This window comes from Jannaschia sp. W003, assembly GCF_025144335.1.
In the GTDB taxonomy this organism is placed as follows: Bacteria; Pseudomonadota; Alphaproteobacteria; order Rhodobacterales; family Rhodobacteraceae; genus Jannaschia.
In genome coordinates this window covers 1,830,680-1,857,165 of sequence record NZ_CP083539.1, presented here as the reverse complement: position 1 = coordinate 1,857,165, position 26,486 = coordinate 1,830,680, and the positions used below count along the sequence as shown (strand labels likewise).

Below are 26,486 nucleotides of genomic sequence, written 5' to 3'. Positions count from 1 at the left end.
TTGTTCCGGTATCGCCGAAGACGCCGCAGCACCTTCGCCGGGACGCGCATAATGGCCTTGCTCGAGAATATCCGCCTCTTCGTCCGGGTCTACGAGCTTGGCTCCATGTCCGCGGCGGCGCGCGACCAGCGGGTGTCCCCGGCGGTGGCCTCTTCGCGCATCGCCGCGCTGGAGCAACACCTCGCGGTCCGGCTGTTCCAGCGCACCACGCGCTCACTGCGGCCCACGGAGCACGGCGAGGCCTTCTATGCCGGCGCACGCGAGGTGATCGAGGCGCTGGAGGCGGCGGAGGGCCGGGTCGCCGCCATCACCGGGAGCGTGCGCGGCCTGCTCGGCGTCGCCGCGCCGCTGGCCCTGGGGCGCCGGATCCTGGCGCCGCGCATCCCCGAGTTCGCGGACGCCCATCCGGAGGTCCGGCTCCGCCTGCGGCTCACGGACCGCAACGTCGACCTGACCGGCGAGGGGCTGGACCTCGCGGTCTTCCTCGGGACGCCCGAGGACTCGACGCTCAAGCTGCGCAAGATCTGCGACTGCCGCCGCGTTCTCGTCGCCTCGCCCGGCTACGTCGCCGCGCGGGGCATGCCGAAGACCGGCGCGGACCTCCTGGCGGGGCACGAGTGCCTGATCCTGCGCTTCCCGGGCGCGGCGGAGTTCCGCTGGCCGCTCGACACACCCGAAGGCACGAGGCGGTTCGCCGTGACGGGACGCCTCGACAGCGACGACGGCGCGGTGCTCACCAACTGGGCGCTGGCAGGCCGCGGCATCGCGCTGAAGCCACTGTTCGAAGTGGCCGCGCACTTGGCCTCCGGCGCGCTCGTGGAGGTGTGCGAAGCGGCGCGGCCCGCGCCGGTGCAGCTCGTCTGCCTGACGACCCACCGGCGGCTTCAGGATCCGAAGCGCAAGCTTTTCATGGACTGGGCCGTTCCCGTGCTCCGCGATGCGGTCGCGGCCGCCGAGGCGCACGGCCCGGCGGTTCAGGAGCCGCGGTAGGTCGAGTAGCCGAAAGGGCTGAGCAGGAGCGGCACGTGGTAGTGCGCGTCCTCGTCGATGCCGAAGCGGACCGGCACGTCGCCGAGGAACCGGCGGCGCTCCGGCGCGCGTGCGTCGAGCCACGCCGCGCAGCGGAACACGATCTCGTAGGTCCCGTGATCCGCGTCCGGCAGGATCGGCGCGTCGGTCCGCCCGTCGTCGTTGGTGACGGCGGAGGCGAGATGGACGCGCTCGTCGCCCTCGATCCGGAAGAGGTCGATCGTCATTCCCCCGGCCGGCGTCCCGCCCGCGGTGTCGAGGACATGGGTGGTGAGGCTGGCGGTCATGATGGTCCTCCGCGGGTTCGCTCCGGTCTACCGTATCCCACCTTGCGGGGCAGTCCGGCCGGGCGCGAGGCTGAATCTGCGATTCCTTGATAATCGCGCCGCGGTTTTCAGCCTAGAGAGGGTATGAGGGAATCGTCATGCCGCCACGCTACCCCCGCGACCTTTCGGGCCACGGCCCCGTCCCGCCCGAGGCCCGCTGGCCGGGCGGCGCGCGCGTCGCCCTGAGCCTCGTGCTGAACTACGAGGAGGGCGGCGAGAACAACATCCTCCACGGCGACGCGGCCTCCGAGGCGTTCCTGTCCGAGATCACCGGCGCGCAGCCTTGGCCGGGCATGCGCCACGCCAACATGGAATCGATCTACGAGTACGGCGCCCGGGCCGGGTTCTGGCGCCTTCACCGGATGCTGCGCGACCTGCCCGTGACCGTGTACGGCGTGGCCACCGCGCTGGCCCGGGGGCCGGCGCAGGTGCGCGCGATGCGGGAGGCGGACTGGGAAATCGCGTCGCATGGGCTGAAGTGGGTCGAGCACCGCGACATGCCCGAGGCGGAGGAGCGCGCCGCGATCGCCGAGGCGCTGCGCCTCCACGCGGAAGTGGTCGGCGAGGCGCCCGTGGGATGGTACTGCGGCCGCTCGTCCGAGAACACGATCCGGCTGGCCGCCGAGACCGGTGCCTTCGCCTACGTGTCAGACAGCTACGCCGACGATCTGCCCTACTGGGTTGAGGAGGCAGGCCGCGCGCAGCTCATCCTGCCCTACACGCTCGACGCCAACGACATGCGCTTCGCGATCCAGGCCGGCCACCCCGACGGCGCCTCGTGGGAGCGATACCTGCGCGACAGCTTCGACTGCCTCCACCGCGAGGGCGGGCGGATGATGTCGGTGGGGCTCCACTGCCGCCTCGCGGGCCGGCCCGGCCGCGCCGAGGCGCTGCGGCGCTTCCTCGATCACGTGCAGGAGAAGGGCGACGTCTGGATCGCCACCCGCGCCGAGATCGCCGCGCACTGGGCTGCCGAGCATCCCCACCGCCCCCGCCAGCGTCCGAGCGCCTTGGACCGGGACGCGTTCGTGTCCGCTTACGGCTCGATCTTCGAGCACTCGCCGTGGATCGCGGAGCGGGCGCACGCGCTGGAGCTGGGGCCGCACCACGACGACGCGGTCGGACTGCACAACGCGCTCGCGCGCATGTTCCGAAGCGCCTCCGAGGCTGAGCGGCTCGGCGTGCTGCGCGCGCACCCCGACCTCGCCGGCAAGCTCGCCGCCGCCGGGCGCCTAACGGCCGAAAGCACCGCCGAGCAGGCGGGCGCGGGGCTGGACCTCCTGACCGATTCGGAGCGCGGGTGGTTCGAGGAGCGGAACGCGGCCTATGTGGAGCGGCACGGCTTCCCGTTCATCGTCGCGGTGCGGGACCACGACAAGGCGGGCATCATGGAGATGATGGAGCGGCGCCTCGCCAACGACCGCGCCACGGAGTTCGCCGAGGCCTGCCGCCAGGTCGAGCGCATCGCCGAGCTGCGCCTCGCGGACCTGCTGCCGTGAGCCGCGAAATCGTCGCGCGTCCCCTTACGGCCGAGGCCTTCGCCCCGTTCGGCGACGTGCTGGAGATCGCGGGTGCGCCCGACAAGCTGATCAACGCCGGGCTGTGCGGCCGCTACCACGACCGTGCGCGGCTCGACTTCGGGGACGGGCGCGCCGGCGTCAGCCTGTTCGACGCCGAGCCGCGCGCCCTGCCCTACGCGCTGGACCTGCTGGAGCGGCACCCCGAGGGCAGCCAGTGCTTCGTTCCGATGCACCGTGCCGAATGGCTGGTCACCGTGGCCCCCGACGCGGGCGGACGCCCCGGCGCGCCGCTCGCCTTCCTTGCTTGCCCGGGTCAGGCGGTGAACCTTCATCGCGGCACCTGGCACGGCGTGCTGACGCCGCTCCACGCGCCGGGACTCTTCGCGGTGATCGACCGGATCGGCGCGGGCGCGAACCTGGAGGAGCACCATCTCGACGAGCCCTGGCGCGTGACGCGGGGGGCGTAGACCGATGCGGCCGGGCGGGGCCGCGAAGCCACCACGGAGGGGAAGACACGCCATGGCAGACCATTCGATCGGCACACCGGAGCAGCTCCGGGACCCGAACTACACGCCCGCACTGCACAAGGCAGTGCCGCTGGGGATCCAGCACGTGCTGGCGATGTTCGTCTCGAACGTCACGCCAGCCATCATCGTGGCGGGTGCCGCGGGCTTCGGCTTCGGCTCGAACAGCCCGGACTTTCCGGAGCTCCTCTACCTCATCCAGATGTCGATGCTGTTCGCCGGCGTCGCCACGCTTCTGCAGACCGTCACCATCGGCCCCGTGGGCGCGGCGCTGCCGATCGTGCAGGGCACGTCCTTCGCGTTCATCCCGATCATGATCCCGCTGGTCGCCGGCAAGGGGGTCGACGGGTTGGCCGCTTTGTTCGGCGGCGTCATCGTCGGCGGCCTGTTCCACGCCTTCATCGGCACCTTCGTGAAGCGCATCCGCTTCGCGCTGCCGCCCCTCGTGACCGGCCTCGTGGTGACCATGATCGGCCTGGCGCTGGTGAAGGTGGGCATCGAGTACGCCGCGGGCGGCGTGCCCGCCAAGGCCTCGAACAGCCCGGAATACGGCTCGGCCCTGAACTGGTCGGTGGCGGGCGTGGTGATCCTGGTGACCCTCGGCCTGAAGTTCTTCGCGCGCGGCATGCTGTCGGTCTCGGCGGTGCTGATCGGCATCGTGGCGGGTTACGTCTACAGCCTCGTGGTCGGGGTGCTGTCGCTCGACGCCGTCACGGGGTCGTGGGAGAGCGCCGCCGTCTTCGCGCTGCCGTCGCCGTTCCGCTACGGCTTCGAGTTCTCGGTCGCCGCCGTGATCGGCTTCTGCCTCATGGCCTTCGTGTCCGCGGTCGAGACCGTCGGCGACGTGTCGGGCATCACCAAGGGCGGCGCGGGCCGCGAGGCGACCGACCGCGAGATCCAGGGCGCGACCTACGCCGACGGTCTCGGGACCGCGGTCGCGGGCGTGTTCGGGGGCTTTCCGAACACCTCGTTCAGCCAGAACGTCGGCCTGATCGCCATGACCGGCGTGATGAGCCGCCACGTGGTCACCATCGGCGCGCTGTTCCTGATCCTGTGCGGGCTGGTGCCGAAGGTGGGCAGCGTGATCCGGACCGTGCCCATCGAGGTGCTGGGCGGCGGCGTGATCGTGATGTTCGGCATGGTGGTCGCGGCGGGCGTCTCGATGCTCGCGGACGTGATCTGGAACCGGCGCAACATGGTGATCTTCGCGATCGCCCTGTCGATCGGCCTCGGGCTGCAGCTCGAGGTGCTGAACGTCGCGCCGGGTGCGCCTAACGCGCTGCAGTTCCTGCCCGACACCCTGCGCGTGCTGGCCGCCTCGGGCATCCTGCCGGCCGCCTTCATCGCCATCGTGCTGAACCTCGTCCTGCCCGAGCACCTGGCCGCCGAGGGGTCCGACCAGGTCTCGGGCGGCCTGTCCGGGAACGGCACCGGGCTGCAGGGCAAGGAAGCAGCGTCCGCCGCCAACGTGTAGGCGACGCGCGCGGCCCCCGACCGGAGGCCGCGCCCATGCCCGGGCACTCAAGCCGGCAGGAAGCCCGGCATCCGGTTCACGTCCTTGTAGAGCAGGTAGCGGAACGGCCCCGGCCCGCCCGCGTAGCAGGCCTGGGGGCAGAAGGCGCGCAGCCACATGAAGTCGCCCGCCTCGACCTCGACCCAGTCGCGGTTCAGCGCATAGACCGCCTTACCCTCCAGCACGTAGAGCCCGTGCTCCATCACGTGGGTCTCGAGGAACGGGATCACCGCGCCGGGGGCCAGGGAGACGATGTTGACGTGCATGTCGTGGCGCAGGTCGCCGGGGTCCACGAAGCGGCGGGTGGTCCAGCCGCCGTCGGTGCCGGGCATCGCGATCGGCGCCTCGTCGCCCTCGTGCGCCACGAAGGCCTCCGGCGCGTCCAGCCCCTCCACGGCCTCGAAGCGCCTGCGCACCCACTGGAACGTGGCGCCCCTCTCGGAGCGGACGGTCCAGCGGCAGCCCGCCGGAAGGAAGGCGTAGCCCCCCTCCGGCAGCGCATGAGCCGTGCCCTCGACCGAGAGGGACAGCGCCCCCCGCGTCACGAAGACCACGCCCTCGGCGCCGGGGTCTTGCTCGGGCCGGTCCGATCCGCCGCCCGCCTCCAGCTCGACCGCGGCCTGGAAGAAGGTCTCCGCGAAGCCCGAGAGGGGACGCGCGAGCACCCACATCCGCATCCCCTCCCAACCAGGCAGGAACGAGGTCACGATGTCGGACTGCACGCCGCGCGGGATCACGGCGTAGCTCTCGGTGAAGCGCGCACGCCCCGAGAGGAGCTGCGACTGGGGCGGCAGGCCGCCGGGAGGGGATGCGAGCGATGTCATGCGCCGGAGCCTCGCATGCGGGGGCGGGCGTGCAAGCAGGGAATGGGCGAAGGTCCTGCGCCGCGAGGCGGACAATCACCCTTCGGCGGCGCTTGAGGCCGGATTCGCATTCCGAAGGCCGTCCGAGGTTCGCGCAGGCAGTGCGCCCGCGGGATGCGGAGCCGCGTCGGCGGCTCCGCCGGTGCGGCCCGGAGGGCAGGCGCGGTGTTACGGTTCCCGCCCCGAATTCCGGCAGCCGTCAGTCGTCGGGGATCAGCTCGTCGAACCGCGCCAGCAGGTCGAGGTACTCCGGGTCGTAGTCCCAGGACGGCAGGCTCTCGAGGAGCATCTGCGGCGAGAGCCAGGGATGCGCCGCCCGCCACTTGCGCCCGGCCGCGATCGCGCCCTCCCGGTCGCCCTTCAGCCACAGCGTCCCGAACAGGAGGCGGTAGGACCAGACCGCCTTGGGCGCGGCCCGCAGCCCCTTGTGGATGAGGGCGATCGCGCCATCGTAGTCCTTCTGCGCGCGCAGGCAGCAGGACCGTCCGAAGGCGATGTTGAAGAGGAACGGATCGAGCGGGCTGAGCATCTCCGCCCGGTCGAAGCACGCCAGCGCCTCGTCGGTCCGGCCCAGGAAGCAGGTGACCCAGCCGAGGCGGAGCCAGCCCCAGGCATTGTTCGGGTCGATGTCGAGCGCGCGCCGGGCGAGGTCCTCCGACAACGGGAAGTCGCGCAGCGCCAGCGCCGCCGTCGCGCTGAGCGCCGTCAGGGCGGGCGCATGGTCGTCGACCGCCGGAAGCGCGGCCTCGAAGTCCCGCCGGGCGGCCGCCCGCACCGGCACGGGGTCGCGGGCCCAGAGGTAGCTGCAGCGGTGCGACTGGCACCACGCCCGCTGGGCCAGCGCCGGCCCGTAGCCGGGCGCCTTCGACAGCGCCGCGTCGAGCAGGGCGATGGCGCGGTCGTTCTCGTCGCTGTCGTGCATCCAGAAGTGCGGCAGCGCGGTCAGGGTCAGCTCGTAGGCCGATCGCTCCCCCGGCGCGTGACGCCGGGCCCGCGCGATCTCGGCCGTCCGCAGGTTCGGCGCGAGCCGGCCGGCGACCTGGATCGCAATGCGGTCCTGCAGGTCGAACAGGTCGTCGAGCTCGTCGTCGAACCGCTCGGACCACAGCGTGTGGCCGTCCGCGCCGCGCACGAGCTGCACCGCGATGCGGACGCGGCGGCCCGCGCGCCGGACGCTGCCCTCGATCAGGTAGTCGACGCCGAGGAGCCGGGCGAGCTCGGGCACCGGAAGCTCCCGCCGCGGCGCGGCGCAGGCCGACTGCCGCGCGACGACGTGGAACGTCTTCACGCGGCTGAGCGCGCCGGTGATCTCCTCGACGATCGCGTCGGCGAACATGTCGCCCCGTTCGGCGCTCAGCTCCTCGAACGGCATGACCGCGAGCGCGGGCTGCTCGGGCGGGGGCGCCCCGTCGCCGGGCGCGTCGCTCGAAGGACCCTTTCCGGCCCGTTCGGCCCGCTCCATGCGCAGCCAGTCCTCGAACCCCTCGGACGGCAGGTCGAAGCCCTGCAGGAACTCCCCGCCCCCGTCCGCGTCGACGGCCACGAGCGCGGGATCGAGCCAGACCTCCAGCCGGTCCGCGGCGATCGCGCCGCCCGGAAACTGGCGCCGGAGCAGCGAAAGCTCCTGACGCAGCGAGGCGCGCGCCTGCGCCTCCGAGCGGTCCGACCAGAGGAGGTCGGCGATCAGGCCCCGTTCCGCGCGCAGACCCGGCTGGCAGGCCAGGTAGGCCAGCATCGCGCGGCCCCGCCGGCTCGGAGAGCCCGGGGCGGCGCCATCGCGGCGGGTGATGCGGAACGATCCCGTCAGATGCAGAACGAGCGACGTCATGGAACGAGGCTACGAGAAATTGCGGACGGCGGCGCGGTTTTTTGCGCGGGCCTGACGCCGCGCCGCTCGATCCCCCGCACCGCGTTGCGCTGCGTTTGCGGGCGCACGGCATGCTCCCTCCATCGCAGTCGATCCAAACGGAGGATTTGAACCATGGACAAGACCCTGATCGCACCCCGCCGCCCCTCGCTCCGCCGTCTCGTCGCCGGTCTGTTGGCAGCGGACGCCGAGGCCCAGCGGAACGCGCGCGACGCCGCCGCCCTCACGGAGATGCCCGCCGAGCGCCTCGCGGACATGGGGCTGCCGCCGCGCACCGAGGCGAACCGGCGCACCAGTGGCGAGCCGGGCGCGGTGCCGAAGGCCGCGCTCTGGTGAGACCGCGCGGGGGCCTGGGCCGCGGCGCCCCGGTGGCCCGGACGACGCCATCCCAAGGTCGCCCGGAATCGGTCCCATGGAATTCGTTCGGCAGCCTCCGCGAAGTGTCTGCCGAGCGAGCCAAGAGGGGCGAAGAGCCTCGTCGGCCAGACGACACGGCGGACAGGGCATCGCCTGCGGGAGCCGCCGTTCACCCGCCCCACCCGGGGTGGTCGCCCAGGTTCTCGATCAGGAAGTCCATGAACACCCGCGTCTTCGGGGTCAGGACGTTGCTGCGCGGATAGACCAGCCAGAGAACCGAGCGGTCGTTCATCCGCCATGCGGGCAGCACCCGGACGAGCCGCCTTGCGGCCAGTTCGTGGGCCACGCTCCACAGCGAGTTCGCCGAGATGCCGACGCCGGCGATCGTCGCCTCGCGCTGCGCGGCGCCGTCGTCGACGACCACGCGGCAGAGCATGCGGGAGGGGTCCATCGGGGCCGTCTCGCCGGCGGCATCGACCAGTTCGCGCCGCTCAACGCTGCCCCAGGCGATCAGCTCGTGACGCTCCAGATCCGCGGGGGTCTCGGGGGTGCCGTGCTCTGCCAGATAGGCGGGCGCGGCGCACAGGACGCGGACGTCGTCGGCCAGCTTGCGGCCCCGCAGGCTCGTGTCCGCCAGCGGCCCGCTGCGAAGGGCGAGGTCGAAGCTGCCCTCGATGGCGTCGAAGCGCGTGTCGGACAGGCGCAGGTCCAGCGTGAGGTCCGGATGGCGGCGCCGGAACGCGTGCAGCAGCGGCATGACGTGGAGCTGCGCGAAGCTGCTGGGGGCCGCGAAGCGCAGCGTGCCGCTCGGGCCCGCGCCGCCGCCGCCGAGGGCAACGCGCGCCGCGTCCGCTTGGGCGAGGATCTCGCGGGCATAAGGCAGGAAGTCCGAGCCCTCCAGCGAGAGCGACACCTTGCGCGTGGTGCGGTGCAGGAGCTCCACCCCCAGCTCGCCCTCGAGCTTCGCGAGCCGCGCGCTCGCCACCGCGGGGGCGAGGCCCAGCGCGCGCCCGGCGCCCGAGATGTTGCGCCGCTCGGCGGCCATCACGAAGAGGCGGAGGTTGTCGGTGTCCACGGCGATCATATCCCGGAGCCGAAAAGTGAACTCGGATGTGGGCGGGTTCATCGCCCGCGTGCAAGGGATAGGTTGCGGACAGTCCGGCGCCCCTCCCCCGCCGGACGCCGGGGAGCGGCGCCACCGCGCCGCACGCGCCGTTCCCCGGATGCACCACGCACGACGAGGACGCCGACCATGCTCGACCGCGACGACGCCCGCACCTTCGCGCCTCTCAACCGCGCCTTCGGCGCCGTGTTCCGGCCCGGGCGCCTGAGCGTCGGCCTCGTCGCGCCGCTGGAAGCCTACCCCCACCGCGCCGTTCCCACGTTGGCGCGCCACCTCGAACGGGCGCGGCTGGCCGACGAGCTGGGCTTCTCCGCGCTGTGGCTGCGCGACGTGCCGTTCGACGTGCCCTCGTTCGGCGACGCGGGGCAGGTGTTCGACCCGTTCGTCTATCTCGGCGCGCTGGCGGCCGCGACGCGGCGCATCGCGCTCGGGACGGCCAGCGTCGTGCTGCCGCTGCGCCACCCCGCCCACGTGGCCAAGGCCGCCGCATCAGTGGACGTCTTGTCGGGCGGGCGGCTGCTGCTCGGCGTCGCCTCGGGCGACCGGCCCGAGGAGTATCCGGCGCTCGGTATGGGCTTCGAGGACCGGGGCGATCGGTTCCGCGACGCGGTGGAGTACATTCGCGCGATGGCCGAGGACTTCCCCCGGGCCAGCACCGCGCACGGCACGCTGCGGGGCGGGATCGACATGCTGCCCAAACCCGCCGCGGGCCGCCTGCCCCTCCTGATCACCGGCGGCAGCCGGCAGCCCCCCGACTCGGTCGCGCGGAACGGCGACGGCTGGATGACCTATCCGCGCGACGCCGCCGCTCAGGGCCGCGTGGTGGACGACTACCGCCGCCGCGTCGCAGAGGCCGGGCTGCCCGACAAGCCGGTCATGCAGTCGCTCTACGTGGACCTCGTGGCGGAGGCCGATGCGCCCCCCGCGCCGATCCACCTCGGCTTCCGGTCGGGCACCGCCTATCTGCGGCGCTACCTTGCGGAGGTCCGCGACCTCGGCATCAACCACGTCGCGTTGAATCTGCGGTTCAACGGCGCGGACGTCGAGGAGACGATGCACCGTCTGGCCGGCGACGTCCTGCCCGACTTCCACGACTGAGGAGCTCCCATGGCCAAGACGATCCTGATCACCGGCGCGACGGACGGCATCGGCCTCCTGACCGCGAAGATGCTGGCCGAGCGGGGCCACGCGGTCCTGCTGCACGGCCGCAGCGCCGAGAAGCTGGAGGCCGCCGCCCGCGAGGTGGGCGGCGATCCCGAGACGTTCCGCGCCGACCTGTCGGACTTGGGCGCGGTGGTGTCCCTCGCCGCCGAGATCCGCGCGCGGCACGACCGGCTCGACGTGCTCGTGAACAACGCGGGCGTGCTCAAGACGCCCCATCCGCGCACGCCCGAGGGTCTCGACGTCCGCTTCGTGGTCAACACCCTCGCGCCCTGGCTGCTGACGCGGGAGCTGCTGCCGACCATCCCGAACGACGGCCGGGTCGTGAACCTGTCCTCCGCCGCGCAGGCGCCGGTGGACGTCGAGGCGATGCGGGGCTGCGGCGCGCTCGGCGACATGGCCGCCTACGCCCAGAGCAAGCTGGCGATCACGATCCAGACGCAGGCGCAGGCCCGTGCCCATCCCGACGGTCCTGTGTTCGTGGCGGTGAACCCCGGCTCGCTGCTGGCCTCGAAGATGGTGAAGGAGGGCTTCGGCGTCGCGGGCAACGACCTCGCGGTGGGCGCGAACATCCTCGTGCGCGCCGCGCTGGGGGACGAGTTCGCGGAGGCCTCGGGCCGCTACTTCGACAACGATGCGGGGCGCTTCGCGCCGCCCCACCCGGCGGCGAGTGAAGACGGCCACGTCGCCGCGGTGATGGACGCGATCCGCGAGCTGACGGGTGACGTAGCCGACTGATCGCTTCTCCCCGAGGCTATCTCCGCCCCCGGCGCCCCCGTGGCATCGGGGGTGGAACCGCGCCCGGCATCGGGGCACCGATTGCGCGAGATTTTCGAAAACTGAACTCCGATCCCAGCGGATTATCCTCCCGGCTCCGCCCCGGTATCTCCTCCCCAGCGCAACGCAACGGCAGGAGACACCGATGAAAGCCATGACCCTCACCGACTACGGCCCCGACGCGCCCTTCGCGGAAGCCGAGATGCCCCGCCCCGCCGCGGGCCCGGGCCAGGTCCTCGTCCGCGTCGCGGCCACGAGCGTGAACACCATCGACACGATGATCCGCGCGATGGGCACGGACCTTCCCCTCTCGCCCGCCCTGCCGGCCGTGCTGGGCATGGACTTCGCGGGCACCATCGAGGCGGTCGGGGACCGCGTGGAGGGCTTCGCAGTGGGCGACGAGGTCTACGGCTGCGCGGGCGGCCTGGCTGACCTCCAAGGCGCGCTGGCCGAGTTCATCCCCGCCGACGCGCGGCTCGTGGCGCATAAGCCCCGAACGCTGTCGATGCGCGAGGCGGCCGCCCTGCCCCTCGTGGGCATCACCGCGTGGGAGGGGCTGGACCGCGCGGGCGTCGCCGCGGGGAACAAAGTGCTCGTGCAGGGCGGCGCCGGAGGCGTGGGCCACGTCGCCGTGCAGCTGGCGCGCCACCGCGGGGCGGACGTGGTCGCGACCGGCACCGGCGACGACCAGCGCGCCGCGGTCGAGGGCTACGGCGCCGCCTTCGCCGACTTCCGCGCGGAGACGCCCGAGGACATCGCGGCGGCCCACACCGGCGGGCGCGGCTTCGACGTGGTGTTCGACACCGTGGGCGGCGCGAACCTCACCGGCTCCTTCGAGGCCGCGGCGCTGAACGCCCACGTGGTCACGACCGTCGCGCTCTTGGAGCTGGACCTCACGCCCGCGCACTTCCGGGGCCTGTCTCTGCACGTCGTGTTCATGCTCCTGCCGATGCTGCACGACGTCGGCCGCGAGACGCACGGGCGGATCCTCGCGGACCTCGCACGGCTAGTCGACGCGGGCGCGGTCGCCCCTTTGCTGGACGCCGAGCGCTTCACCATGGCGCAGGTGGGCGAGGCCCATGCGCGGCTCGGAAGCGGCCGGGCGCTCGGCAAGGTCGTTGTCGAGGCCTGACGCTCGGGGCCGGGCCCCGCGCCCGGCCCTCAGCTTTCCGGGCCGTAGCGGGCGAGGAACGTGTCCACGCATTCTTCGACCAGCGCGCCGGCCTCCGGACCCGACGACATGCCCAGCAAGAAGTCGGGCCAGACGAGGAAGTGCTTGGCCATCGCCAGAAGCTGCCCCGCGGCGAAGGCCGGATCGGCGCGCCGCAGGAGGCCCGCCTCCATCGCGTCGGCCACGAGGCCGGTGACGGGGCCGTCCTGCGCCGCCGCCCGCTCCGAGAAGGCGCGGGCGAGGCCCTGGTCGCGCAGGAGCTCCGACATCACGAGGCGGTTCAGCGCCATGTTCCCCTCGCGCGTGAGGTGCGCCACGTAGCCCCGCACGGCCTCGACCAGCTGCGCGCGCACGGGTGCATCGCGGCGCAGCTCCACCTTCGGCGCGGCGGCGATCTCGTCGAGCAGGATGTCGGTGATGGCGGCGAACAGCACCTCCTTGCTCTCGAAGTGCTTGTAGAGCGTGCGCTTCGAGACCTCGGCCAGATCGGCGATGCGGTTCACGCGGGCGGCCGGGAAGCCCTGCTCGCGGAACTCGACGATGGCCGCGTCGAGAATGTCCTTGCGCTTCCGGTCCGTCAGCTTCATCGCGCCTCTCCGCAGAAATGTAAACAGGGGGGTTTACACCCAATCCGGCTCCGCATAGGTAAACCCCACGGTTTACGATAGCAAGCGCGGCCGCCCCCGAAGGGCCGCCGCCCCAACCACGGGATACCCGCGATGACCACCTCCTTCGGCCCCGCCGGCTGGACGCCCGAGCGTCTCGGCGACCTTTCCGGCAAGACGTTCCTCGTGACCGGCGCCAACGCCGGCGCGGGCTTCGAGGCCGCGCGCATCCTCGTTCGCAAGGGCGCCGAGGTGGTGATGCTGAACCGCAGCGCCGAGAAGTCGGCGGCGGCCGTCGCGAAGCTCCGCGCGGAGTTCGGCGCGGGCGCCCCAGTGCGCCCTATTCGCATGGACCTTGCGTCGCAGGCCTCCGTGCGCACGGCGGCGGAGGAGGTTCTGCGGTCCACGCCCCGCATCGACGCGCTGATCTGCAACGCGGCCATCGCCCAGGTGCCCGAGCGGCGCCTCACCGAGGACGGCTTCGAGAGCCAGCTCGGCACCAACCACTTCGGCCACTTCCGCCTCTGCGGGATGCTGTTCGACCGGATCGACGCCTCCGGGGGCCGGATCGTCATGGTCGCCAGCCTCGGCTACAAGATGGGCCTGCGCCGCATCCGGTTCGAGGACCTGAACTGGGACCGGGACTACGCGGCCAACCCCGCCTACAGCCAGAGCAAGCTGGCGCAGATGATGTTCGCCTACGAATTGCAGGAGCGCGTGCGCGCCGCCGGCAAGCGCGTTGAGGTGCTCGTCTGCCACCCCGGCTCGTCGCGCACCTCGCTGATCGAGACCAGCGGCGGCCTGGGCACCCGCATCCTGTTCCGCCTCATGGCGATGTCCCCTCTCGTGCAGTCCGCCGAGCGGGGCGCCTACCCGGAAGTCATGTGCGCCACCGAGGACGGGCTGGAGCCGCGCGCCCTCTACGGCCCCACCGGACGCATGGAGTGGACCGGTCCCGTGGGCCGCGGCACGCTGGAGCCGCATGCCCACGACCCGGCCGAGATGCGCCGGCTGTGGGAGGTCTCGGAACGCGAGACCGGATTCCGGTGGTTGCTGGCCGCCGAAGCGGCTCCGGGAGAGCGGCGTCATGGATGAGGCGCGCCTCGACGTCGTGCGGACCGCCGCCGACTGGGCACGGGCGGAGATGCTGTCGTCGGCCGTCTTCGCGCTCGCGGGCGCGGCGTTCCTGCTCGCCGCCTTCGGGTTCTGGCAGGTGGGCCGCACGGAGATGGCGCGCGCCTACGTAGTCCCGATGATCGTGGCGGGCGCGCTGCTCCTCGTGCTCGGGGTGGGGCTGGTGCTGTCCGGGAGGGCCCGCCTCGCCGGCTTCCCGGCGGCCCACGCCGCCGACGCCGCGAGCGCCATCGCTGCCGAGATCGCGTTGGCCCACAGGGCGCTGAACAGCTACCGCGTCGCCGTGTTCCGGGTGTTCCCCGTCGTCGTCGCCGTCTGCGCCCTGCTGATCCCGCTGCTGAGCGGCCCCAACTGGCGCGCGAGCCTTGTCACCGCCATCGCCGCCGTCGTGGTGGCGATGCTGGTCGACACGAATGCCAATGCCCGCCTGGAGACGTATCGGGCGCAACTGGCGGATTCCCTGAGCGGCGCCGCGGGGCGCGGAGGGTGACCCTCCGCGTCCTGCTGTTCGGCGCGACCGGCACGGTCGGGGCCGGGGTCCTGCTGGAGTGCTTGGACCACCCCGGCATCGGCGAGGTCGTCTGCGTCGTGCGCCGCCCCTCCGGCCGGCGGCACCCGAAGCTGCACGAGGTGGTCCACCCGGATCTCGGCGACCTCGCGCCGCTGATGTCCGAGTTCGAGGATGTCGACGGCTGCCTCTGGGCCGTGGGCGTGCCCCAGCGCGGAGCCAGCGCTGAGGCCTACGCCCGCATCACCCACGACCACGCCGTCGCCGCCGCGAGGGCCCTGCACGCGCGCAGCCCCGACTGCCGCTTCGTGTTCGTCTCCGCAGCGGGCGCCGACGGGACGGAGCGCGCGCGCGACATCGCGGCGCGGACGAAGGGGCGGGCCGAGAACGCGATCCTCGGGATGGGCTTCGCTTGCGCCGTCGCGTTCCGGCCCGGCGCCATCGCGGTGCGGCGCGGGCTGCGCCACCGGGTGCCGCTGTATGGCTGGGCGGCCCTGCTTGCCCCCGCGATGCGCCCCTTCGGTCTGGCGACCTCCGCGGAGGAGATCGGCCGCGCTGCGGTGGCCGTGTTCCTCGGACAGGTCGGCGCGATGTCCGGGGAGCGGATCGGCTCGGCCCGCATCAACGCGCTCGCGCGGAGGGTGACGGGGACGCACCGGCCAGCGTGACGCCGCGACCGACGCACGTCAAACAGGTTTACATTCTTCGTCTGATCGTCAAAATCCGGTCGAGGCGAACCGCAGTGAGGTCCCGAAGTGAACGACACCGAACGCAAGCTGCTCGACGCCGCCCTGCGGGTGTTCTCGCGCTACGGGGTGAAGCGCACGAGCATGGGCGACCTGTGCGAGGAGGCCGGCGTGTCGCGCCAGACCTTCTACAACACCTTCCGCAACAAGGACGACATCCTGCGCGCCCTGATCCGCAGCTATTCCGAGACCGCGCTGGAGGAGATCGCCGCGGGCCTTGCGGACTGCGCCACGCTCGCCGATCGGCTCGACCTCGTGTTCGACCGCGCGGTCGTCTCGGGCTTCGACATGGTCGCGGCGATGCCGAACGCCGAGGACTTCGTGGACGGCGCCCATGCGAGCGCCCGCGAAGAGATCGACGCCGCGGGCGAGCGGTTCCGCGCCGTGATCGCCGAGCTTCTGCAGCCCCACGCGCCGTCCATCCGGGCGGCGGGGATCGCGGTCCCCGACCTCGCCGACTGCATGCAGCGCGCATCCAAGGCCGCGGCCCGCCACGCGTGCGACCGCGAGCACCTGCTCACGCAACTGGCCACCCTGCGACAGCTATGCGTCGCCGCCGCCGGCGACCCCGCCGTGGAACCGAGGAACACCGAGTGAACCACCCCATACCGTCGCCCCGCGGGGCATCACCCCGGATCGCCGCCGCCTTCGGCGGCGCCCTGCTTGCGCTCGCCCTGTTCGGCGGCCCCGCCGTCGCCGACGCCCCCGTCGTGAAGCTCGCCCCCGTCACTGCCGGTGACGGCGCGATCCGGCGGGTGTTCTTCGGCAAGGTCGTGGCGCGCGAGACCGTCGACCTCGCCTTCCAGGTCGGCGGGCAGATCGTGGAGCTGCCGGTCGAGGAAGGCGCGCCGGTGCCCGAGGGCGCCTTGGTTGCGCGCATGGACCTCGCGCCGTTCCGGCTCGCATTGGATGAGGCCGAGGCGCGCGCCGAGCAGGCGCGGCGCACCGAGGAGCGCTACCGCAAGCTCGTCGGCTCCGCGGTGGCGGAGACCAACCTCGAGGACGCGGCCACGGAGGCCACCCTGGCGGAGATCGCCCGCCGCGACGCCGAGCGCTCGCTGGGCAACGCCGAGCTGCACGCGCCCTTCGACGGCCTCGTCGCGGCGCGGCTGGTGCCGAACTTCTCGACCGTGGCGGCGGGCACCCCGGTGGTGCGCCTGCACGACATGTCCGACCTCAGGATCGAGATCGACGTGCCCGAGACCCTGTTCCAGCGCGCCGGACAGGCGGCGGACATCGGCCTCACCGCCCGCTTCCCCGCCAGCGACCGGAGCTTTCCGCTGGAGATCCGCGAGTTCAACGCCGAGACCGCCGCGGTCGGCCAGACCTATCGCCTGACCCTCGGCATGGCGCCGCCGGAGGGCCTCGTGGTCCTGCCGGGCGCCTCCGCCGAGGTGAGCGCGGAGCTGCGCACGGGCGGCGCGCGCATCGAGCTGCCCGCTTCGGCCATCGTGATCGCGAACGACCGCAGCACCCGCGCGATGGTCTTCGAGCCCGCGGGCGCCGAGACGGGCACGGTCCGCGCCGTCCCCGTGACGATCGCCGCCACCGACCGCGGCACCGTCGAGGTGACGGACGGGCTGGAGCCGGGACAGGAGGTCGTCGCGGTGGGCGCGGGCCGACTGGATGACGGCGCGGCGGTGCGCCGCTTCACCGGGTTCGGAGAATAGGCTGCATCATGGACATCGCGCGCTTCTCGATCGACCGCCCGGTCTACACCTGGATCGTCATGCTGATCTGCCTCCTGGGCGGCATCTGGGGCTTCGCCACCCTGGGCCGCCTCGAGGACCCGGCCTTCACCATCAAGACCGCCGTGGTGGTCACGCAGTACCCCGGCGCGTCGGCCGCCGAGGTGGCTCTCGAGGTGTCCGAGCCGCTGGAGTCGCAGATCCAGAAGATCGGCGAGGTGAAGGACATCCAGTCCATGAACCAGCCCGGCCTGTCCTGGATCACCGTCAACGTGAAGGACACCTACGACGGCTCCGAGCTGCCGCGCATCTGGACCGAGCTGCGCAACCGCGTGGCCGAGGCGCCGCTGCCCGCGGGCGCCGCACCGCCCTTCGTGAACGACGGCTTCGGCGACGTCTACGGCCTCTACTACGCGGTCACCGCGCCGGGCTTCGAGGACGCCGAGGTGAACGACCTCTCCACCTTCCTGCGGCGCGAGCTCTTGGCGGTGGAGGGCGTCGCCGACGTGGCGCTGGCCGGCGTGCCGGACGAGGTGATCTACGTGGAGCCCGATCCGGCCCTGACCACGACGCTGGGGATTCCCCCGGCGGCCATGGTCGGTGCGGTCGCCAGCGCCAACGAGATCGTCGACGGCGGCGCGCTGCGGGATGGTGGCGGGCGCACCCTGGTACAGCGGCCCGAGGGATCGGACAGCGTCAGCGAGATCGCCGCCCTGTCGGTCGGCGTGGCCGGACAGATCGTCAACCTCTCGGACTTCGCGCGCATCTTCCGCGGCCCCGACGCCGACCCGGACCTCGTCGTGCGCCATGACGGTGTTCCGGCGTTCACCCTGGGCGTGGCCGGCATCGCCACCGAGAACATCGTCGCGGTAGGCCAGCGCGTCGACGCGCGGCTCGACGTGCTGCGCGCCGACCTGCCGCTGGGCGTCTCCGTGCAGTCGATCTACCGCCAGCACGCGGTGGTCGAGGAGGCGTCGAACGCGTTCCTCGTGAACCTCGCCATGTCGGTGGGGATCGTGATCGCGGTGCTGGCGATCTTCATGGGCTGGCGGGCCGCGGTGGTCGTCGGCGCGACGCTGCTGCTCACGGTGGTCGGCACGCTCTTCTTCATGGCGCTGGCATCGATCGAGATGGAGCGCATTTCGCTCGGCGCGCTGATCATCGCCATGGGGATGCTGGTCGACAACGCCATCGTGGTCGCGGAGGGCATGCAGATCGCCATGCGCGGCGGCAAGACCTCGCGCGAGGCGGCCACCGAGGTGGCCAGCCGGACGCAGGTCCCGCTGCTCGGGGCCACGGTGATCGGGATCATGGCCTTCGCGGGGATCGGCCTTAGCCCCGACGCAACCGGCGAGTTCCTGTTCTCGCTCTTCGCCGTGATCGCGATCTCGCTACTGCTGTCATGGGTACTTGCCATCACGGCGACGCCGCTCCTTGGGCACTACTTCTTCCGGCAGGGCGCCGAGGGCGCGGGCGACAGCTACGACGGCGCGCTGTTCCGCGGCTACGCCGCCGTGCTGCGCGCCTCGCTGAAGCTGCGATGGCTCGTGATCGTGGCGCTGATCGGCGGGACCGCCGTGTGCTACGCGCTCTTCGGGCAGGTGCGGCAGCAGTTCTTCCCCGACAGCAACACGCCGCTCTACTTCGTCCACCTCAAGCTGCCGCAGGGCGCGTCGATCGGGCAGACCTCGGGCGACCTCGCGGTGCTCGAGGACTGGCTCGCCGGGCGCGAGGCGGTCGAGGCGGTGACGGCCTTCGCGGGGCAAGGCGCCTCGCGCTTCATGCTGACCTACCAGGCCGAGGACCCGAACCCGAGCTACGGGCATCTGATCGTCCGCGTGACCTCGCTGGAGGTGATCGAGGCCGAGATGGACGCGCTGGCGGCCTTCGCCGACATGGCCGTGCCCGAGGCCGAGGTGCGCGTGAAGCGGCTGGCCTTCGGCCCCGGCGGCGGCGCGCCGATCGAGGTGCGCTTCTCGGGGCGCGACCCGGACGTTCTGCGCGACCTTGCGGACGAGGCCATGGCGCGCATGGAGGCCGCCTCGCAGAGCGTCCTGGCCTTGCGCCACGACTGGCGCGAGCGCGAGCTTGTGCTGCGCCCGGTCTATGCCGGGGACCGCGCCCAGGACGCGGGCATCTCGCGCAGCCAGATCACCGAGGTGCTGCGCTACGCGACCGAAGGCATCGACGCCGGCACGTTCCGCGAGGGCGACCGCCAGATTCCCATCGTGATACGCGCGCAGCAGGACGCCGGCCTCGCGCTGACCGACCACGCTGTCTACTCCGAGACCGGCGGGACGCTCGTGCCGCTCGACCAGGTGATCGACGGGTTCCGCCTCGAGCCGCAGGACACGCTGCTGCAGCGCCGGGACCGGGCCGCGGTCATCACCGTCGGGGCCGACATCCCGCGCGGCGCCACCGCGGCCGAGGTGCAGGCCGAGGTACAGGACGCCATCGACGCGATGGCGCTGCCCGACGGCTACGCGATGGAATGGGGCGGCGAGCTGGAGAGCGCGTCCGAGGCGCAGGCCTCGCTGGGCCGGCAGCTCCCGGTCAGCCTCGTCGTGATGGTGCTGATCTCGGTGCTGCTGTTCAACGCCCTGCGCCAGCCGCTGGTGATCTGGCTGCTCGTGCCCATGGCTGTGAACGGCGTCAGCCTCGCGCTGCTGGGCACCGGCCTGCCCTTCACCTTCACCGCGCTGCTGGGCCTCCTGTCGCTGTCGGGCATGCTGATCAAGAACGGCATCGTGCTGGTCGAGGAGATCGACCTCACCCGCGAGGCCCGTCCCGACCTGCCTCTGGACGACGCCATCGTCGCCGCCTCGACCTCGCGCCTCCGGCCCGTGTTCCTGGCGGCGGCGACCACGATCCTGGGGATGCTGCCGCTGCTGTCGGACGCGTTCTTCCAGTCCATGGCCGCCACCATCATGGGCGGGCTCGCCTTCGCCTCGGTGCTGACCATGATCGCGGCGCCCGTGTTCTACCGCGTGCTGTTCGGCGGCGCGGCGCGGCCCGCCGCGGCGACCGTTCCCGCGTGATCCGCCGCCGCATTTTCGCTACCCTCCACCCCGGCACCAAGACGCCGGTCGCTCTCCCCTGCCCCGAACGAGGACCGTTCCGATGATCAGACCCCTCGCCTGCGCGCTCGTGCTCCTGTCCCCCGCCGCGGCCTTCGCCCAGACCGACGGCACGCCCGACGCCGCGCGCTCCGCCATCGAGGCGAGCGCCCTCGCCCTCGACACCGACGGCGACGGGCGCCTCGCTCCCGCCGAGATCGACGTGGCGGTGACGGAGATGTTCCCCAGCCTCGACGCCGACGGCTCCGGCGCCGTCGACCGCACCGAGTTCGAGGAATGGCCCTTCGGGTTCCACGACATGGCGGCCCACCGTGACCGGGCCGAAGCCTACCACGCGGTGTTCGGCCTGCTGTTCGACCTCTTCGACCGCGGCGGCGACGGACGGCTCGACCTGCCCGAGCTGCGCGAGGGAATGGCGGCCGCAGCGGCCTACGCCGACCGCGACGGCGACGGGGCCATGTCGCGCACCGAGTTCCTGCGCGGCTTCGTCCCCAACGTAGCCCTGCGCCACGCGATGCGGGACTAGAGCCCGCGCGTTCTCCGGCCCGGACGGCGACATGCGCGAGCCCCGTCCGGGCGCCGCAGCCGGACGAGCCTTCAGTGACGGAGGCCGAGCATACCAAAATCGAGTGGCTTCCGTCAGTCCGCGCCGCGCAGGTCGAAGGCCTCGCCGGGGAAATACTTGGCGAGCCGGATGTCGGCGGCGCGGGCGTGGCCCTCCATTCCCTCCAGACGGCTGATGCGCGCAGTGGCTTCGGCCACGTCGCGGCAACCCTCCCGGGTCGAGCGCTGCCACGTGACGATCTTCATGTACTTGTGCACCGAGAGCCCGCCGGTGTAGCGCGCCGCCCGGCTGGTTGGCAGGACGTGGTTGGTGCCCGACGCCTTGTCGCCGAAGCTCACGGTCGTCTCCTCACCGAGGAACAGCGAGCCGTAGCAGGTGAGTTTCTCCAGCCACCAGTCGAGGTCGGCGGCCTGCACGGTGAGATGCTCGGGCGCGTAGGCGTCGGAGGTCGCGGCCATCGCCTCGCGGTCGGGGCAGAGAATCACCTCGGCGTAGTCGCGCCATGCGGCGCGGGCGTTGTCGCGGTTGAGGTCCGGCAGCGCGTCGATCAGCGCGGGTACGCGGGCCATCACCGCCTCGGCGAGCGCGCGGTCGTCGGTCACCAGCCAGACGGGACTGTTGTAGCCATGCTCGGCCTGACTCACGAGGTCGACGGCCACCACCTCCGGGTCGGCCGTGGCATCGGCGAGGATCAGGCTGTCGGTGGGCCCCGCGAACATGTCGATGCCCACGCGACCGAACAGGATGCGCTTGGCCTCGGCCACGAACTGGTTGCCGGGCCCCACGAGGATGTCGGCCTTCGGCAGGCCGAACAGGCCGAACGTCATCGCGGCGATGCCCTGCACGCCGCCCATGGCGACGATCCTGTCCGCGCCGCACAGGTCGGCGGCGTAGACGATCGCCGGCGCAATGCCGATCCCGGGCCGCGGCGGCGAGCAGGCGAGGATGTTCCGCACGCCCGCCACCTTGGCGGTGGTCACGGTCATGATGGCGGAGGCGACGTGGCTGTAGCGCCCGCCGGGCGCGTAGCAGCCGGCGGTGGTAACGGGCATGGCCCGCTGCCCGGCGACGAGACCGGGCCGGATCTCCACCTCCACGTCGCGCAGCGTTCCGAGCTGGGCCTCGGCGAAGCGGCGCACGTTGTCGTGGGCAAAGGCGATGTCGCGCCTGAGCTGCTCGGGGACCTGCGCGCGCGCGGCCGCGATCTCCGCACGGCTCAGGATCACGTCGCCCTCGTAGCGGTCGAACTCCGCGGCGTAGCGCAGCGCGGCCGCGTCGCCGCCCGCCTCGATGTCGGCGAGGATCGCCTCGACGGTCTCGCGCACGTCGCCGGCGTCGGTGGCGGGGGTCTTGCAGGCGCGCTTAAGGTACGTGCGGGTCATGGGACGGCTCACTCGTGGATGGCGGTTCGGAAGGTCGCGGGGACCGCCGAGGCATAGGCGATCCCCAGGCCGACGATAAGCATGCACGGCCGGAAGGGCACCGCCCCGACGGCGATCCCGGGGACGCATCCGCCGGATGGAGCCGGATACCGTGAGGATGTCGCCACTAAGGGGTGTGACGAAACCCATGCCGCGCGGTGACCGTCGGGGGGGCGCTGCCGGTTCGCGTCCACGCGGATGAGGTCGGCCAAAGGCTCCGGAATAGGCGGGCGGACGAAGATGCCTGATGTCGACTCCACCGCGTAGCCTGCCGCTTGGGAGCCCTTAGACACGCAGGGAATCGCAAGCGCCTGTATGAGGACGGCGGGGACACGGCGACCGGCGGGATCACCCGGTTCGCTCCCTTGCTGCCGACCGGCATCGCGGGGACCGCGAGAAGCTTCCGAAGGATGAAGTCCGAGAGATTGATCACCCCCATGGCACTGCTGGGAGGGACACCGCGCCCAACGTCCTCCCGTAGGAGGCCGGCGGTACCCGGTGCTTCGCGTCGCGGTTCGTAAGCCTAAGATTCGCGTGACCCAGGGTGGGTTCGCAGCTTGCACTCGTTCAGGATGGCACGGCGCCGTTGAGTCTCGGTGCCGTGCAACCTCCCGGCAATCGGCTTCGACAACATCGCGCTCGCCGGGCGGATACCGATTTGGCGGGAGTGCACCTCTCGCGAGGCGAGACCGATTATGGACGGGCTCCCGGGTCTCGGGGGTCGGTCATGTCCGCGGGCACGAGGCCGCGCCGCACAGAACGGCGGAACAGCGCGACCACCTCAGGGCCGCAGTCGGCAAACCGACAGTCGAGAGTCGAGGACTTCGCGCACGATGCGGGACGTCAACGAATGCTCTCGTGGGTCACCTTGTTCGCTCCATCATCCGGAAAATTCAGGCGGGATTGCTCGCGTCCCGGGCCCGCCACCGGGCGCGCAGGACCAGGGCGAGGGCGCCCACCGCGGCCGCGGCCAGCACGAAGCCCAGCACGTTGCCCAGAAACGTGGCGACCTGCTCAAGCTGGGAGGCGAAGGCGTAGCCCAGCCCGGCGTAGGACAGGGCCCAGAGCGCCGCGCCGATCACGGCCACCGGCGTGAAGCGTCGCCACGCCAGCCAGCCCGCCCCGCTGAGGTAGCTCACATAGGGGCAGGTCGGACTGAGGACCGTGTGGCGGAGGAAGACCGCTGCCGCGCCGTGCCGGTCGAGGAGCGCCTCGCTGCGCGCGATCACCGGGCCGAGCCTCGGACCGCCCGCCACGCGCGCCAGGGCCGCGCGGCCGAAGCGGCGCGCTATGAGAAAGGCAATCTGGTCGCCAAGGACGAAGGCCGCGAGCGTGGTCAGGACGACCGCGGCGAAGCCGAGATCTCCCGCGGCGGCGAAGCTGCCCGCCGTGAGCACGAGCATCGAGGCCGGGAGCGGCACCGCGACCCCCGCCAGGGCGACGACCGCGAAGAGCAGCCACAGCCCGTAGTCGGGCACGAGGCCGAGCAGCGTGTCGATCACCGGTCGCCCCTCCGGTAGGCCTCGGCCGCGTCCCGCACCTGCGCGGTCACCTCTTCCATGGTCACGCCCATCTCCCGCGCGACACGCCCGAGCCGCTGTCCTCTCCCCGACTTGTCGTCCAGGCCCAGGGTGTCGAACACGAAGGGGCGCGGCAGGTCGTAGGTCAGCACGATGAAGCGCGGGGTCATCCAGGGCTTCAGGTCGACGTCCACATGGGCCGGGTCGTGGAAGTAGAAAAAGTCGAGCACGACTTGCGCCGCGAACCAGAGCGCGACCGCGAGCATCAGCAGCAGCACCGAGAGCAGGCCCCAGTTCTGGCAGGCGAAGGCGACGAGGCGGGCGGCCATGCTCAGACCGCTCAGGCTGCGCAGCGGGGCGGCTCTGCGCCCGCGAGGTGGCCGGGCGCAATGGCCGCGATGATTGGGCGGGCGGCGCTAGCCTTCATCCCGCGTCTCCTTCTCGTCCGCGCGCGCCAGCTCGGCCGCCGTCGCCTCGCGGGCCGCCGCGACTCCGCCCGGGCTGGGCGGGACCTTCGCGCCGAGGGCGAACTTCAGCTCGCGCGTGAGCTCCGTCAGCACGGCCGCCTTCTCCGGCCCGAGCTTCGCCTCGATCAGGTCGTCCATCTCGCGCCAGACCACACGCACCTCCTCCAGCAGCCGGGCCCCGTGGGGCGTCACGGAAATCAGGTCCACGCGCCCGTCCCGGGCGCTGCGGCGCCGCCGCACGAGGCCCGCGGCCTCCATCCGGTCGATCATCGTGCTCATCGAGCCGGAGGTGACGTCGAAGCTCTCGATCAGCGCCTTCTGCGAGACCTCGCCCATGCGGTCCAAGGCATCAAGGATACGCGCCTGCCGCGGCTTGATTCCCATCTGCGAGAGCATTGTCGCCAGACGCCGATCGAGCAGATCGGCGCTGTGGAGAAACGAGTGGAATCGGGCCGGGGGCATTTACGTGGAACCCTCCGTCGGTGATTGGCTTTGATCCAAGGTAGAACGCGACGCGGATCGGTCGATGCCCGGCCTAGCTGAGAGGTTTGCACGATGCATACGAGATGGACCACCGCCGCCGTCCTCGGCCTCGCCGGCGTCGCCGGCCCGGCGTCCGCCCAGGAGAACGACCCGCAGAGCCGGCTCGAGACGCTGGTCTCCCACTTCGCCGCCGGGGCCGTCGTCGGGGAGCCGTCGATCGTCGACTGCACCCTGAGCGACGGCACGGAGACGTCCTGCTTCGCGATCACGGTGATGGGCGCGCCCGAGGATCACGCGACCGGCCCCTGGTGCCCCACGAACGTCGCGCAGGACGGCCCGGACGCCGGCGGCATCTGGCTCGAGAACGACCGGGTCTACGAAGTGGACGGCCCGTTCATCGCCAATTTCGACGCGTACTACGACGATCCCGTCTAGCAGCTCTTCGACCCCGATACCGGCGAGATCCGCGTGACCGACACGCTGGAGGGATGCCGGGCGGCGGCGCGGCCCGACGTGGCGGAGGAGTACAACAACTACTGCGTCCAGTGCGAAGGCGACTACATGGAGAGCCCCGCGACCAAGACCTACGTCGTCCCGGTCGTGCCCGTGATGACGGGCGACCCCTCGCCGGTCACGGACGGCTTCGGCGCCGGGGTCGCCTTCAGCGGCGCGCGGATCGACGGGCCGGCCCCGCGCGACGCGATCCTCGACGCCCACACGCTCGCGCCGTTCGACGATTGCGGGGGGCACGTGAACCTCGGGATGGGGTATCACTACCACGCGCTGACCGGCTGCTCGACCGAGGTGGAGGCAGCCGTGGAGGCCCATGCGCCCATCGTGGGCATCGCGCTGGACGGGCACATGCTGCACGCGCGCTTCGACGCAGGTAGCTCCGAGCCGTCCGATCTCGACGCCTGCCGGGGTCAGGCGGTCGAGGGGCTGGGCTACCACTACCACGCAGGCGACCCGGCGGCGAACGCCGTTCTGCCCTGCCTCAGCGCGGCGGCGGGGTGCGCCAACGGCGGGACGGAGACGACCTGCGACGCGACCCTGGCCTTGGCCGCGCATGGCCGCAGGGGGCCGCGCGATGAGTGAGGCCGTCCGCATCGCCGTCTGCCTTGGTCTCTGCACCGGGGCCGTCCAGGCGCAGGAGCCGAGCATCACGGTCGGATCCGCCGAAACCGTCGTCCAGGACCTCTACACTTGCGACGGAGGGCGCCCCACCGACGTGGGCCGCATCACGGCCCGAGACGGGACCGAATGGACCGTGCCGGCCGAGACCGCCTTCGGCTCGGCCCCCGCGGCGCCCGACCTCTACAACGAATGCGCGGGGGTCACGCCGGCGGACGCAAGGGCTGTGGACCTCGCCGCCATCCCCGTGATCGACGCGGGTGGCGACGAGGCGTTCGTCGCCTACCTCTTCGGCGACGACGACTTCGAGTTGCACGCCAACGGCACGCTGCTCGGGGTCGACGCGGTGCCGTTCACCCCCTTCAACGCCTCGGTCGTGCGCTTCACCGCCCGGCGACCCGTGACCTTCGCCTTCATGATGGTCGACTGGGAGGAGAACCTCGGCCTCGGGTCCGAGGCCGGGCGCGGCGCCGCCTACAGCCCCGGCGACGGCGGCCTCGCGATGATGGTCACCAACGCGGACGGCGCCCCGGTCCTGCTGACCAACGGCGACTGGCGGGCGCAGACCTACTACGTCGCGCCCCTCACCGATCCCGCCTGCCTCAACCTCTCCGGCCCCGTGCGGGACAGCGCGGCCTGCGAGATCCCCCGCAGCGACGACGGCACCGGCCTCATGGCCGCCCACTGGCCGCTGCCCGAAGGCTGGACCGAGCCCGGCTTCGACGACGGCGACTGGCCCCGGGCTAGCGTCTACAGCGACGACACGGTGGGCGTGGACGGAAAGCCCGCCTTCACAGACTTCCCCGACCTCTTCGACCGCGACGGCGCGGACGCCCGGTTCATCTGGTCGTCCAACCTCGTGCTCGACAACCTCGTGCTGCTGCGCCGCACCCTCGACTGAAAGACAATC

General features: G+C 72.1%; 27 protein-coding genes. 18 read left to right on the top strand and 9 right to left on the bottom strand.

Annotated features, from left to right (window positions below; genetic code table 11):
• Nucleotides 1-51: 51 nt before the first annotated feature.
• Nucleotides 52-990, top strand: coding sequence for a LysR family transcriptional regulator (locus tag K3554_RS09100; protein WP_259939419.1), 939 nt, complete (start codon nt 52-54; stop codon nt 988-990).
• Here K3554_RS09100 and uraH read toward each other — a convergent pair.
• Nucleotides 975-1,316: a hydroxyisourate hydrolase gene (gene uraH / locus K3554_RS09095; RefSeq protein WP_259939418.1), complete on the bottom strand. Its 342-nt coding sequence runs from the start codon at nt 1,314-1,316 to the stop codon at nt 975-977. The genes K3554_RS09100 and uraH overlap by 16 nt on opposite strands.
• Before the next feature lie 137 nt (nt 1,317-1,453).
• Here uraH and puuE point away from each other — a divergent pair, with 137 nt between their 5' ends.
• Genes puuE through K3554_RS09080 form a run of 3 tightly spaced genes read left to right on the top strand, consistent with a single transcriptional unit; the run spans nt 1,454 to nt 4,873 of the window.
• Nucleotides 1,454-2,854, top strand: a complete 1,401-nt coding sequence (gene puuE / locus K3554_RS09090) for an allantoinase PuuE (protein WP_259939417.1) — start codon at nt 1,454-1,456, stop codon at nt 2,852-2,854.
• The gene (locus tag K3554_RS09085; protein ID WP_259939416.1) at nt 2,851-3,342 is read left to right on the top strand and encodes an ureidoglycolate lyase; all 492 of its coding nucleotides are present in this window, start codon (nt 2,851-2,853) and stop codon (nt 3,340-3,342) included. Before puuE ends, K3554_RS09085 begins: the two co-directional genes overlap by 4 nt.
• Before the next feature lie 52 nt (nt 3,343-3,394).
• Nucleotides 3,395-4,873, top strand: a complete 1,479-nt coding sequence (locus tag K3554_RS09080; RefSeq protein ID WP_259939415.1) for a uracil-xanthine permease family protein — start codon at nt 3,395-3,397, stop codon at nt 4,871-4,873.
• Between the two features lie 47 nt (nt 4,874-4,920).
• Here K3554_RS09080 and K3554_RS09075 read toward each other — a convergent pair whose 3' ends face one another.
• Both K3554_RS09075 and K3554_RS09070 read right to left on the bottom strand, forming a co-directional pair.
• Nucleotides 4,921-5,736, bottom strand: coding sequence for a bifunctional allantoicase/(S)-ureidoglycine aminohydrolase (locus K3554_RS09075; protein ID WP_259939414.1), 816 nt, complete (start codon nt 5,734-5,736; stop codon nt 4,921-4,923).
• 238 nt (nt 5,737-5,974) lie between these two features.
• Nucleotides 5,975-7,603: a tetratricopeptide repeat protein gene (locus K3554_RS09070; protein WP_259939412.1), complete on the bottom strand. Its 1,629-nt coding sequence runs from the start codon at nt 7,601-7,603 to the stop codon at nt 5,975-5,977.
• Between the two features lie 153 nt (nt 7,604-7,756).
• Here K3554_RS09070 and K3554_RS09065 point away from each other — a divergent pair, with 153 nt between their 5' ends.
• A complete protein-coding gene (locus K3554_RS09065; RefSeq protein ID WP_259939410.1) occupies nt 7,757-7,978 on the top strand; it encodes a hypothetical protein in 222 nt (73 codons plus the stop codon).
• Nucleotides 7,979-8,168: 190 nt separating this feature from the next.
• Here the strand turns inward: K3554_RS09065 and K3554_RS09060 are convergent, their stop codons facing one another.
• Entirely contained in the window at nt 8,169-9,074 is a 906-nt protein-coding gene (locus K3554_RS09060) for a LysR family transcriptional regulator (RefSeq protein WP_259939407.1), read from the bottom strand.
• A gap of 177 nt (nt 9,075-9,251) precedes the next feature.
• Here K3554_RS09060 and K3554_RS09055 point away from each other — a divergent pair, with 177 nt between their 5' ends.
• The 3 genes from K3554_RS09055 to K3554_RS09045 all read left to right on the top strand — a co-directional run bounded on the left by K3554_RS09055 (nt 9,252) and on the right by K3554_RS09045 (nt 12,192).
• Nucleotides 9,252-10,220, top strand: coding sequence for an LLM class oxidoreductase (locus K3554_RS09055; RefSeq protein ID WP_259939406.1), 969 nt, complete (start codon nt 9,252-9,254; stop codon nt 10,218-10,220).
• A gap of 9 nt (nt 10,221-10,229) precedes the next feature.
• A complete protein-coding gene (locus tag K3554_RS09050) occupies nt 10,230-11,021 on the top strand; it encodes an SDR family NAD(P)-dependent oxidoreductase (RefSeq protein WP_259939405.1) in 792 nt (263 codons plus the stop codon).
• Between the two features lie 184 nt (nt 11,022-11,205).
• Complete coding sequence (locus tag K3554_RS09045; RefSeq protein ID WP_259939404.1) at nt 11,206-12,192, top strand: zinc-dependent alcohol dehydrogenase family protein; 987 nt, start codon at nt 11,206-11,208, stop codon at nt 12,190-12,192.
• Between the two features lie 29 nt (nt 12,193-12,221).
• Here the strand turns inward: K3554_RS09045 and K3554_RS09040 are convergent, their stop codons facing one another.
• On the bottom strand, nt 12,222-12,818 hold the full coding sequence (locus K3554_RS09040; RefSeq protein WP_259939403.1) for a TetR/AcrR family transcriptional regulator: 597 nt from the start codon (nt 12,816-12,818) through the stop codon (nt 12,222-12,224).
• 132 nt (nt 12,819-12,950) lie between these two features.
• Between K3554_RS09040 and K3554_RS09035 the strand changes: the two genes are divergently transcribed.
• The 7 genes from K3554_RS09035 (at nt 12,951) to K3554_RS09005 (ending at nt 20,515) form a co-directional block, all read left to right on the top strand.
• Nucleotides 12,951-13,931, top strand: a complete 981-nt coding sequence (locus K3554_RS09035; protein WP_259939401.1) for an SDR family oxidoreductase — start codon at nt 12,951-12,953, stop codon at nt 13,929-13,931.
• Nucleotides 13,924-14,460, top strand: coding sequence for a hypothetical protein (locus K3554_RS09030; protein WP_259939400.1), 537 nt, complete (start codon nt 13,924-13,926; stop codon nt 14,458-14,460). The genes K3554_RS09035 and K3554_RS09030 overlap by 8 nt, the downstream gene beginning before the upstream one ends.
• Nucleotides 14,457-15,146, top strand: a complete 690-nt coding sequence (locus tag K3554_RS09025; RefSeq protein WP_259939399.1) for an NAD(P)H-binding protein — start codon at nt 14,457-14,459, stop codon at nt 15,144-15,146. The genes K3554_RS09030 and K3554_RS09025 overlap by 4 nt, the downstream gene beginning before the upstream one ends.
• Before the next feature lie 87 nt (nt 15,147-15,233).
• Nucleotides 15,234-15,821, top strand: coding sequence for a TetR/AcrR family transcriptional regulator (locus tag K3554_RS09020; protein WP_259939398.1), 588 nt, complete (start codon nt 15,234-15,236; stop codon nt 15,819-15,821).
• Nucleotides 15,818-16,894 carry an efflux RND transporter periplasmic adaptor subunit gene (locus K3554_RS09015; RefSeq protein WP_259939397.1) on the top strand — a complete coding sequence of 359 codons (1,077 nt, stop codon included), beginning with the start codon at nt 15,818-15,820 and terminating at the stop codon, nt 16,892-16,894. The genes K3554_RS09020 and K3554_RS09015 overlap by 4 nt, the downstream gene beginning before the upstream one ends.
• An 8-nt stretch (nt 16,895-16,902) precedes the next feature.
• Nucleotides 16,903-19,950, top strand: a complete 3,048-nt coding sequence (locus tag K3554_RS09010; protein ID WP_259939396.1) for an efflux RND transporter permease subunit — start codon at nt 16,903-16,905, stop codon at nt 19,948-19,950.
• Nucleotides 19,951-20,032: 82 nt separating this feature from the next.
• Entirely contained in the window at nt 20,033-20,515 is a 483-nt protein-coding gene (locus K3554_RS09005) for an EF-hand domain-containing protein (RefSeq protein ID WP_259939395.1), read from the top strand.
• Between the two features lie 113 nt (nt 20,516-20,628).
• On the opposite strand, the gene hisD is transcribed toward K3554_RS09005, so the two are convergent.
• From hisD to K3554_RS08985, 4 genes are all read right to left on the bottom strand, one after another.
• A complete protein-coding gene (gene hisD / locus K3554_RS09000; protein WP_259939394.1) occupies nt 20,629-21,936 on the bottom strand; it encodes a histidinol dehydrogenase in 1,308 nt (435 codons plus the stop codon).
• A 932-nt stretch (nt 21,937-22,868) separates the two neighbouring features.
• On the bottom strand, nt 22,869-23,477 hold the full coding sequence (locus tag K3554_RS08995) for a DedA family protein (RefSeq protein WP_259939393.1): 609 nt from the start codon (nt 23,475-23,477) through the stop codon (nt 22,869-22,871).
• On the bottom strand, nt 23,474-23,824 hold the full coding sequence (locus K3554_RS08990) for a hypothetical protein (RefSeq protein WP_259939390.1): 351 nt from the start codon (nt 23,822-23,824) through the stop codon (nt 23,474-23,476). Before K3554_RS08990 ends, K3554_RS08995 begins: the two co-directional genes overlap by 4 nt.
• Before the next feature lie 87 nt (nt 23,825-23,911).
• Complete coding sequence (locus K3554_RS08985) at nt 23,912-24,346, bottom strand: MarR family winged helix-turn-helix transcriptional regulator (RefSeq protein ID WP_259939386.1); 435 nt, start codon at nt 24,344-24,346, stop codon at nt 23,912-23,914.
• Between the two features lie 171 nt (nt 24,347-24,517).
• Between K3554_RS08985 and K3554_RS08980 the strand changes: the two genes are divergently transcribed.
• Genes K3554_RS08980 through K3554_RS08970 form a run of 3 tightly spaced genes read left to right on the top strand, consistent with a single transcriptional unit; the run spans nt 24,518 to nt 26,477 of the window.
• Nucleotides 24,518-24,880 (top strand): hypothetical protein, encoded by a 363-nt coding sequence (locus K3554_RS08980; RefSeq protein ID WP_259939383.1) that lies wholly within the window; start codon nt 24,518-24,520, stop codon nt 24,878-24,880.
• A gap of 33 nt (nt 24,881-24,913) precedes the next feature.
• A complete protein-coding gene (locus K3554_RS08975) occupies nt 24,914-25,540 on the top strand; it encodes a YHYH protein (protein WP_259939382.1) in 627 nt (208 codons plus the stop codon).
• Nucleotides 25,533-26,477 (top strand): hypothetical protein, encoded by a 945-nt coding sequence (locus K3554_RS08970; protein ID WP_259939380.1) that lies wholly within the window; start codon nt 25,533-25,535, stop codon nt 26,475-26,477. The genes K3554_RS08975 and K3554_RS08970 overlap by 8 nt, the downstream gene beginning before the upstream one ends.
• Nucleotides 26,478-26,486: the final 9 nt, after the last annotated feature.

Coding starts and splice junctions, on each gene's coding strand:
- K3554_RS09100 (WP_259939419.1), top strand. CDS start 52: ATGGCCTTGCTCGAGAATATCCGCCTCTTCGTCCGGGTCTACGAGCTT.
- K3554_RS09065 (WP_259939410.1), top strand. CDS start 7,757: ATGGACAAGACCCTGATCGCACCCCGCCGCCCCTCGCTCCGCCGTCTC.
- K3554_RS09050 (WP_259939405.1), top strand. CDS start 10,230: ATGGCCAAGACGATCCTGATCACCGGCGCGACGGACGGCATCGGCCTC.
- K3554_RS09035 (WP_259939401.1), top strand. CDS start 12,951: ATGACCACCTCCTTCGGCCCCGCCGGCTGGACGCCCGAGCGTCTCGGC.
- K3554_RS08980 (WP_259939383.1), top strand. CDS start 24,518: ATGCATACGAGATGGACCACCGCCGCCGTCCTCGGCCTCGCCGGCGTC.
- K3554_RS09055 (WP_259939406.1), top strand. CDS start 9,252: ATGCTCGACCGCGACGACGCCCGCACCTTCGCGCCTCTCAACCGCGCC.
- K3554_RS08985 (WP_259939386.1), bottom strand. CDS start 24,346: ATGGGAATCAAGCCGCGGCAGGCGCGTATCCTTGATGCCTTGGACCGC.
- K3554_RS09010 (WP_259939396.1), top strand. CDS start 16,903: ATGGACATCGCGCGCTTCTCGATCGACCGCCCGGTCTACACCTGGATC.
- K3554_RS09030 (WP_259939400.1), top strand. CDS start 13,924: ATGGATGAGGCGCGCCTCGACGTCGTGCGGACCGCCGCCGACTGGGCA.
- K3554_RS09070 (WP_259939412.1), bottom strand. CDS start 7,603: ATGACGTCGCTCGTTCTGCATCTGACGGGATCGTTCCGCATCACCCGC.
- puuE (WP_259939417.1), top strand. CDS start 1,454: ATGCCGCCACGCTACCCCCGCGACCTTTCGGGCCACGGCCCCGTCCCG.
- K3554_RS09080 (WP_259939415.1), top strand. CDS start 3,395: ATGGCAGACCATTCGATCGGCACACCGGAGCAGCTCCGGGACCCGAAC.
- K3554_RS09040 (WP_259939403.1), bottom strand. CDS start 12,818: ATGAAGCTGACGGACCGGAAGCGCAAGGACATTCTCGACGCGGCCATC.
- K3554_RS08970 (WP_259939380.1), top strand. CDS start 25,533: ATGAGTGAGGCCGTCCGCATCGCCGTCTGCCTTGGTCTCTGCACCGGG.
- K3554_RS09045 (WP_259939404.1), top strand. CDS start 11,206: ATGAAAGCCATGACCCTCACCGACTACGGCCCCGACGCGCCCTTCGCG.
- K3554_RS09005 (WP_259939395.1), top strand. CDS start 20,033: ATGATCAGACCCCTCGCCTGCGCGCTCGTGCTCCTGTCCCCCGCCGCG.
- hisD (WP_259939394.1), bottom strand. CDS start 21,936: ATGACCCGCACGTACCTTAAGCGCGCCTGCAAGACCCCCGCCACCGAC.
- K3554_RS09075 (WP_259939414.1), bottom strand. CDS start 5,736: ATGACATCGCTCGCATCCCCTCCCGGCGGCCTGCCGCCCCAGTCGCAG.
- uraH (WP_259939418.1), bottom strand. CDS start 1,316: ATGACCGCCAGCCTCACCACCCATGTCCTCGACACCGCGGGCGGGACG.
- K3554_RS08990 (WP_259939390.1), bottom strand. CDS start 23,824: ATGGCCGCCCGCCTCGTCGCCTTCGCCTGCCAGAACTGGGGCCTGCTC.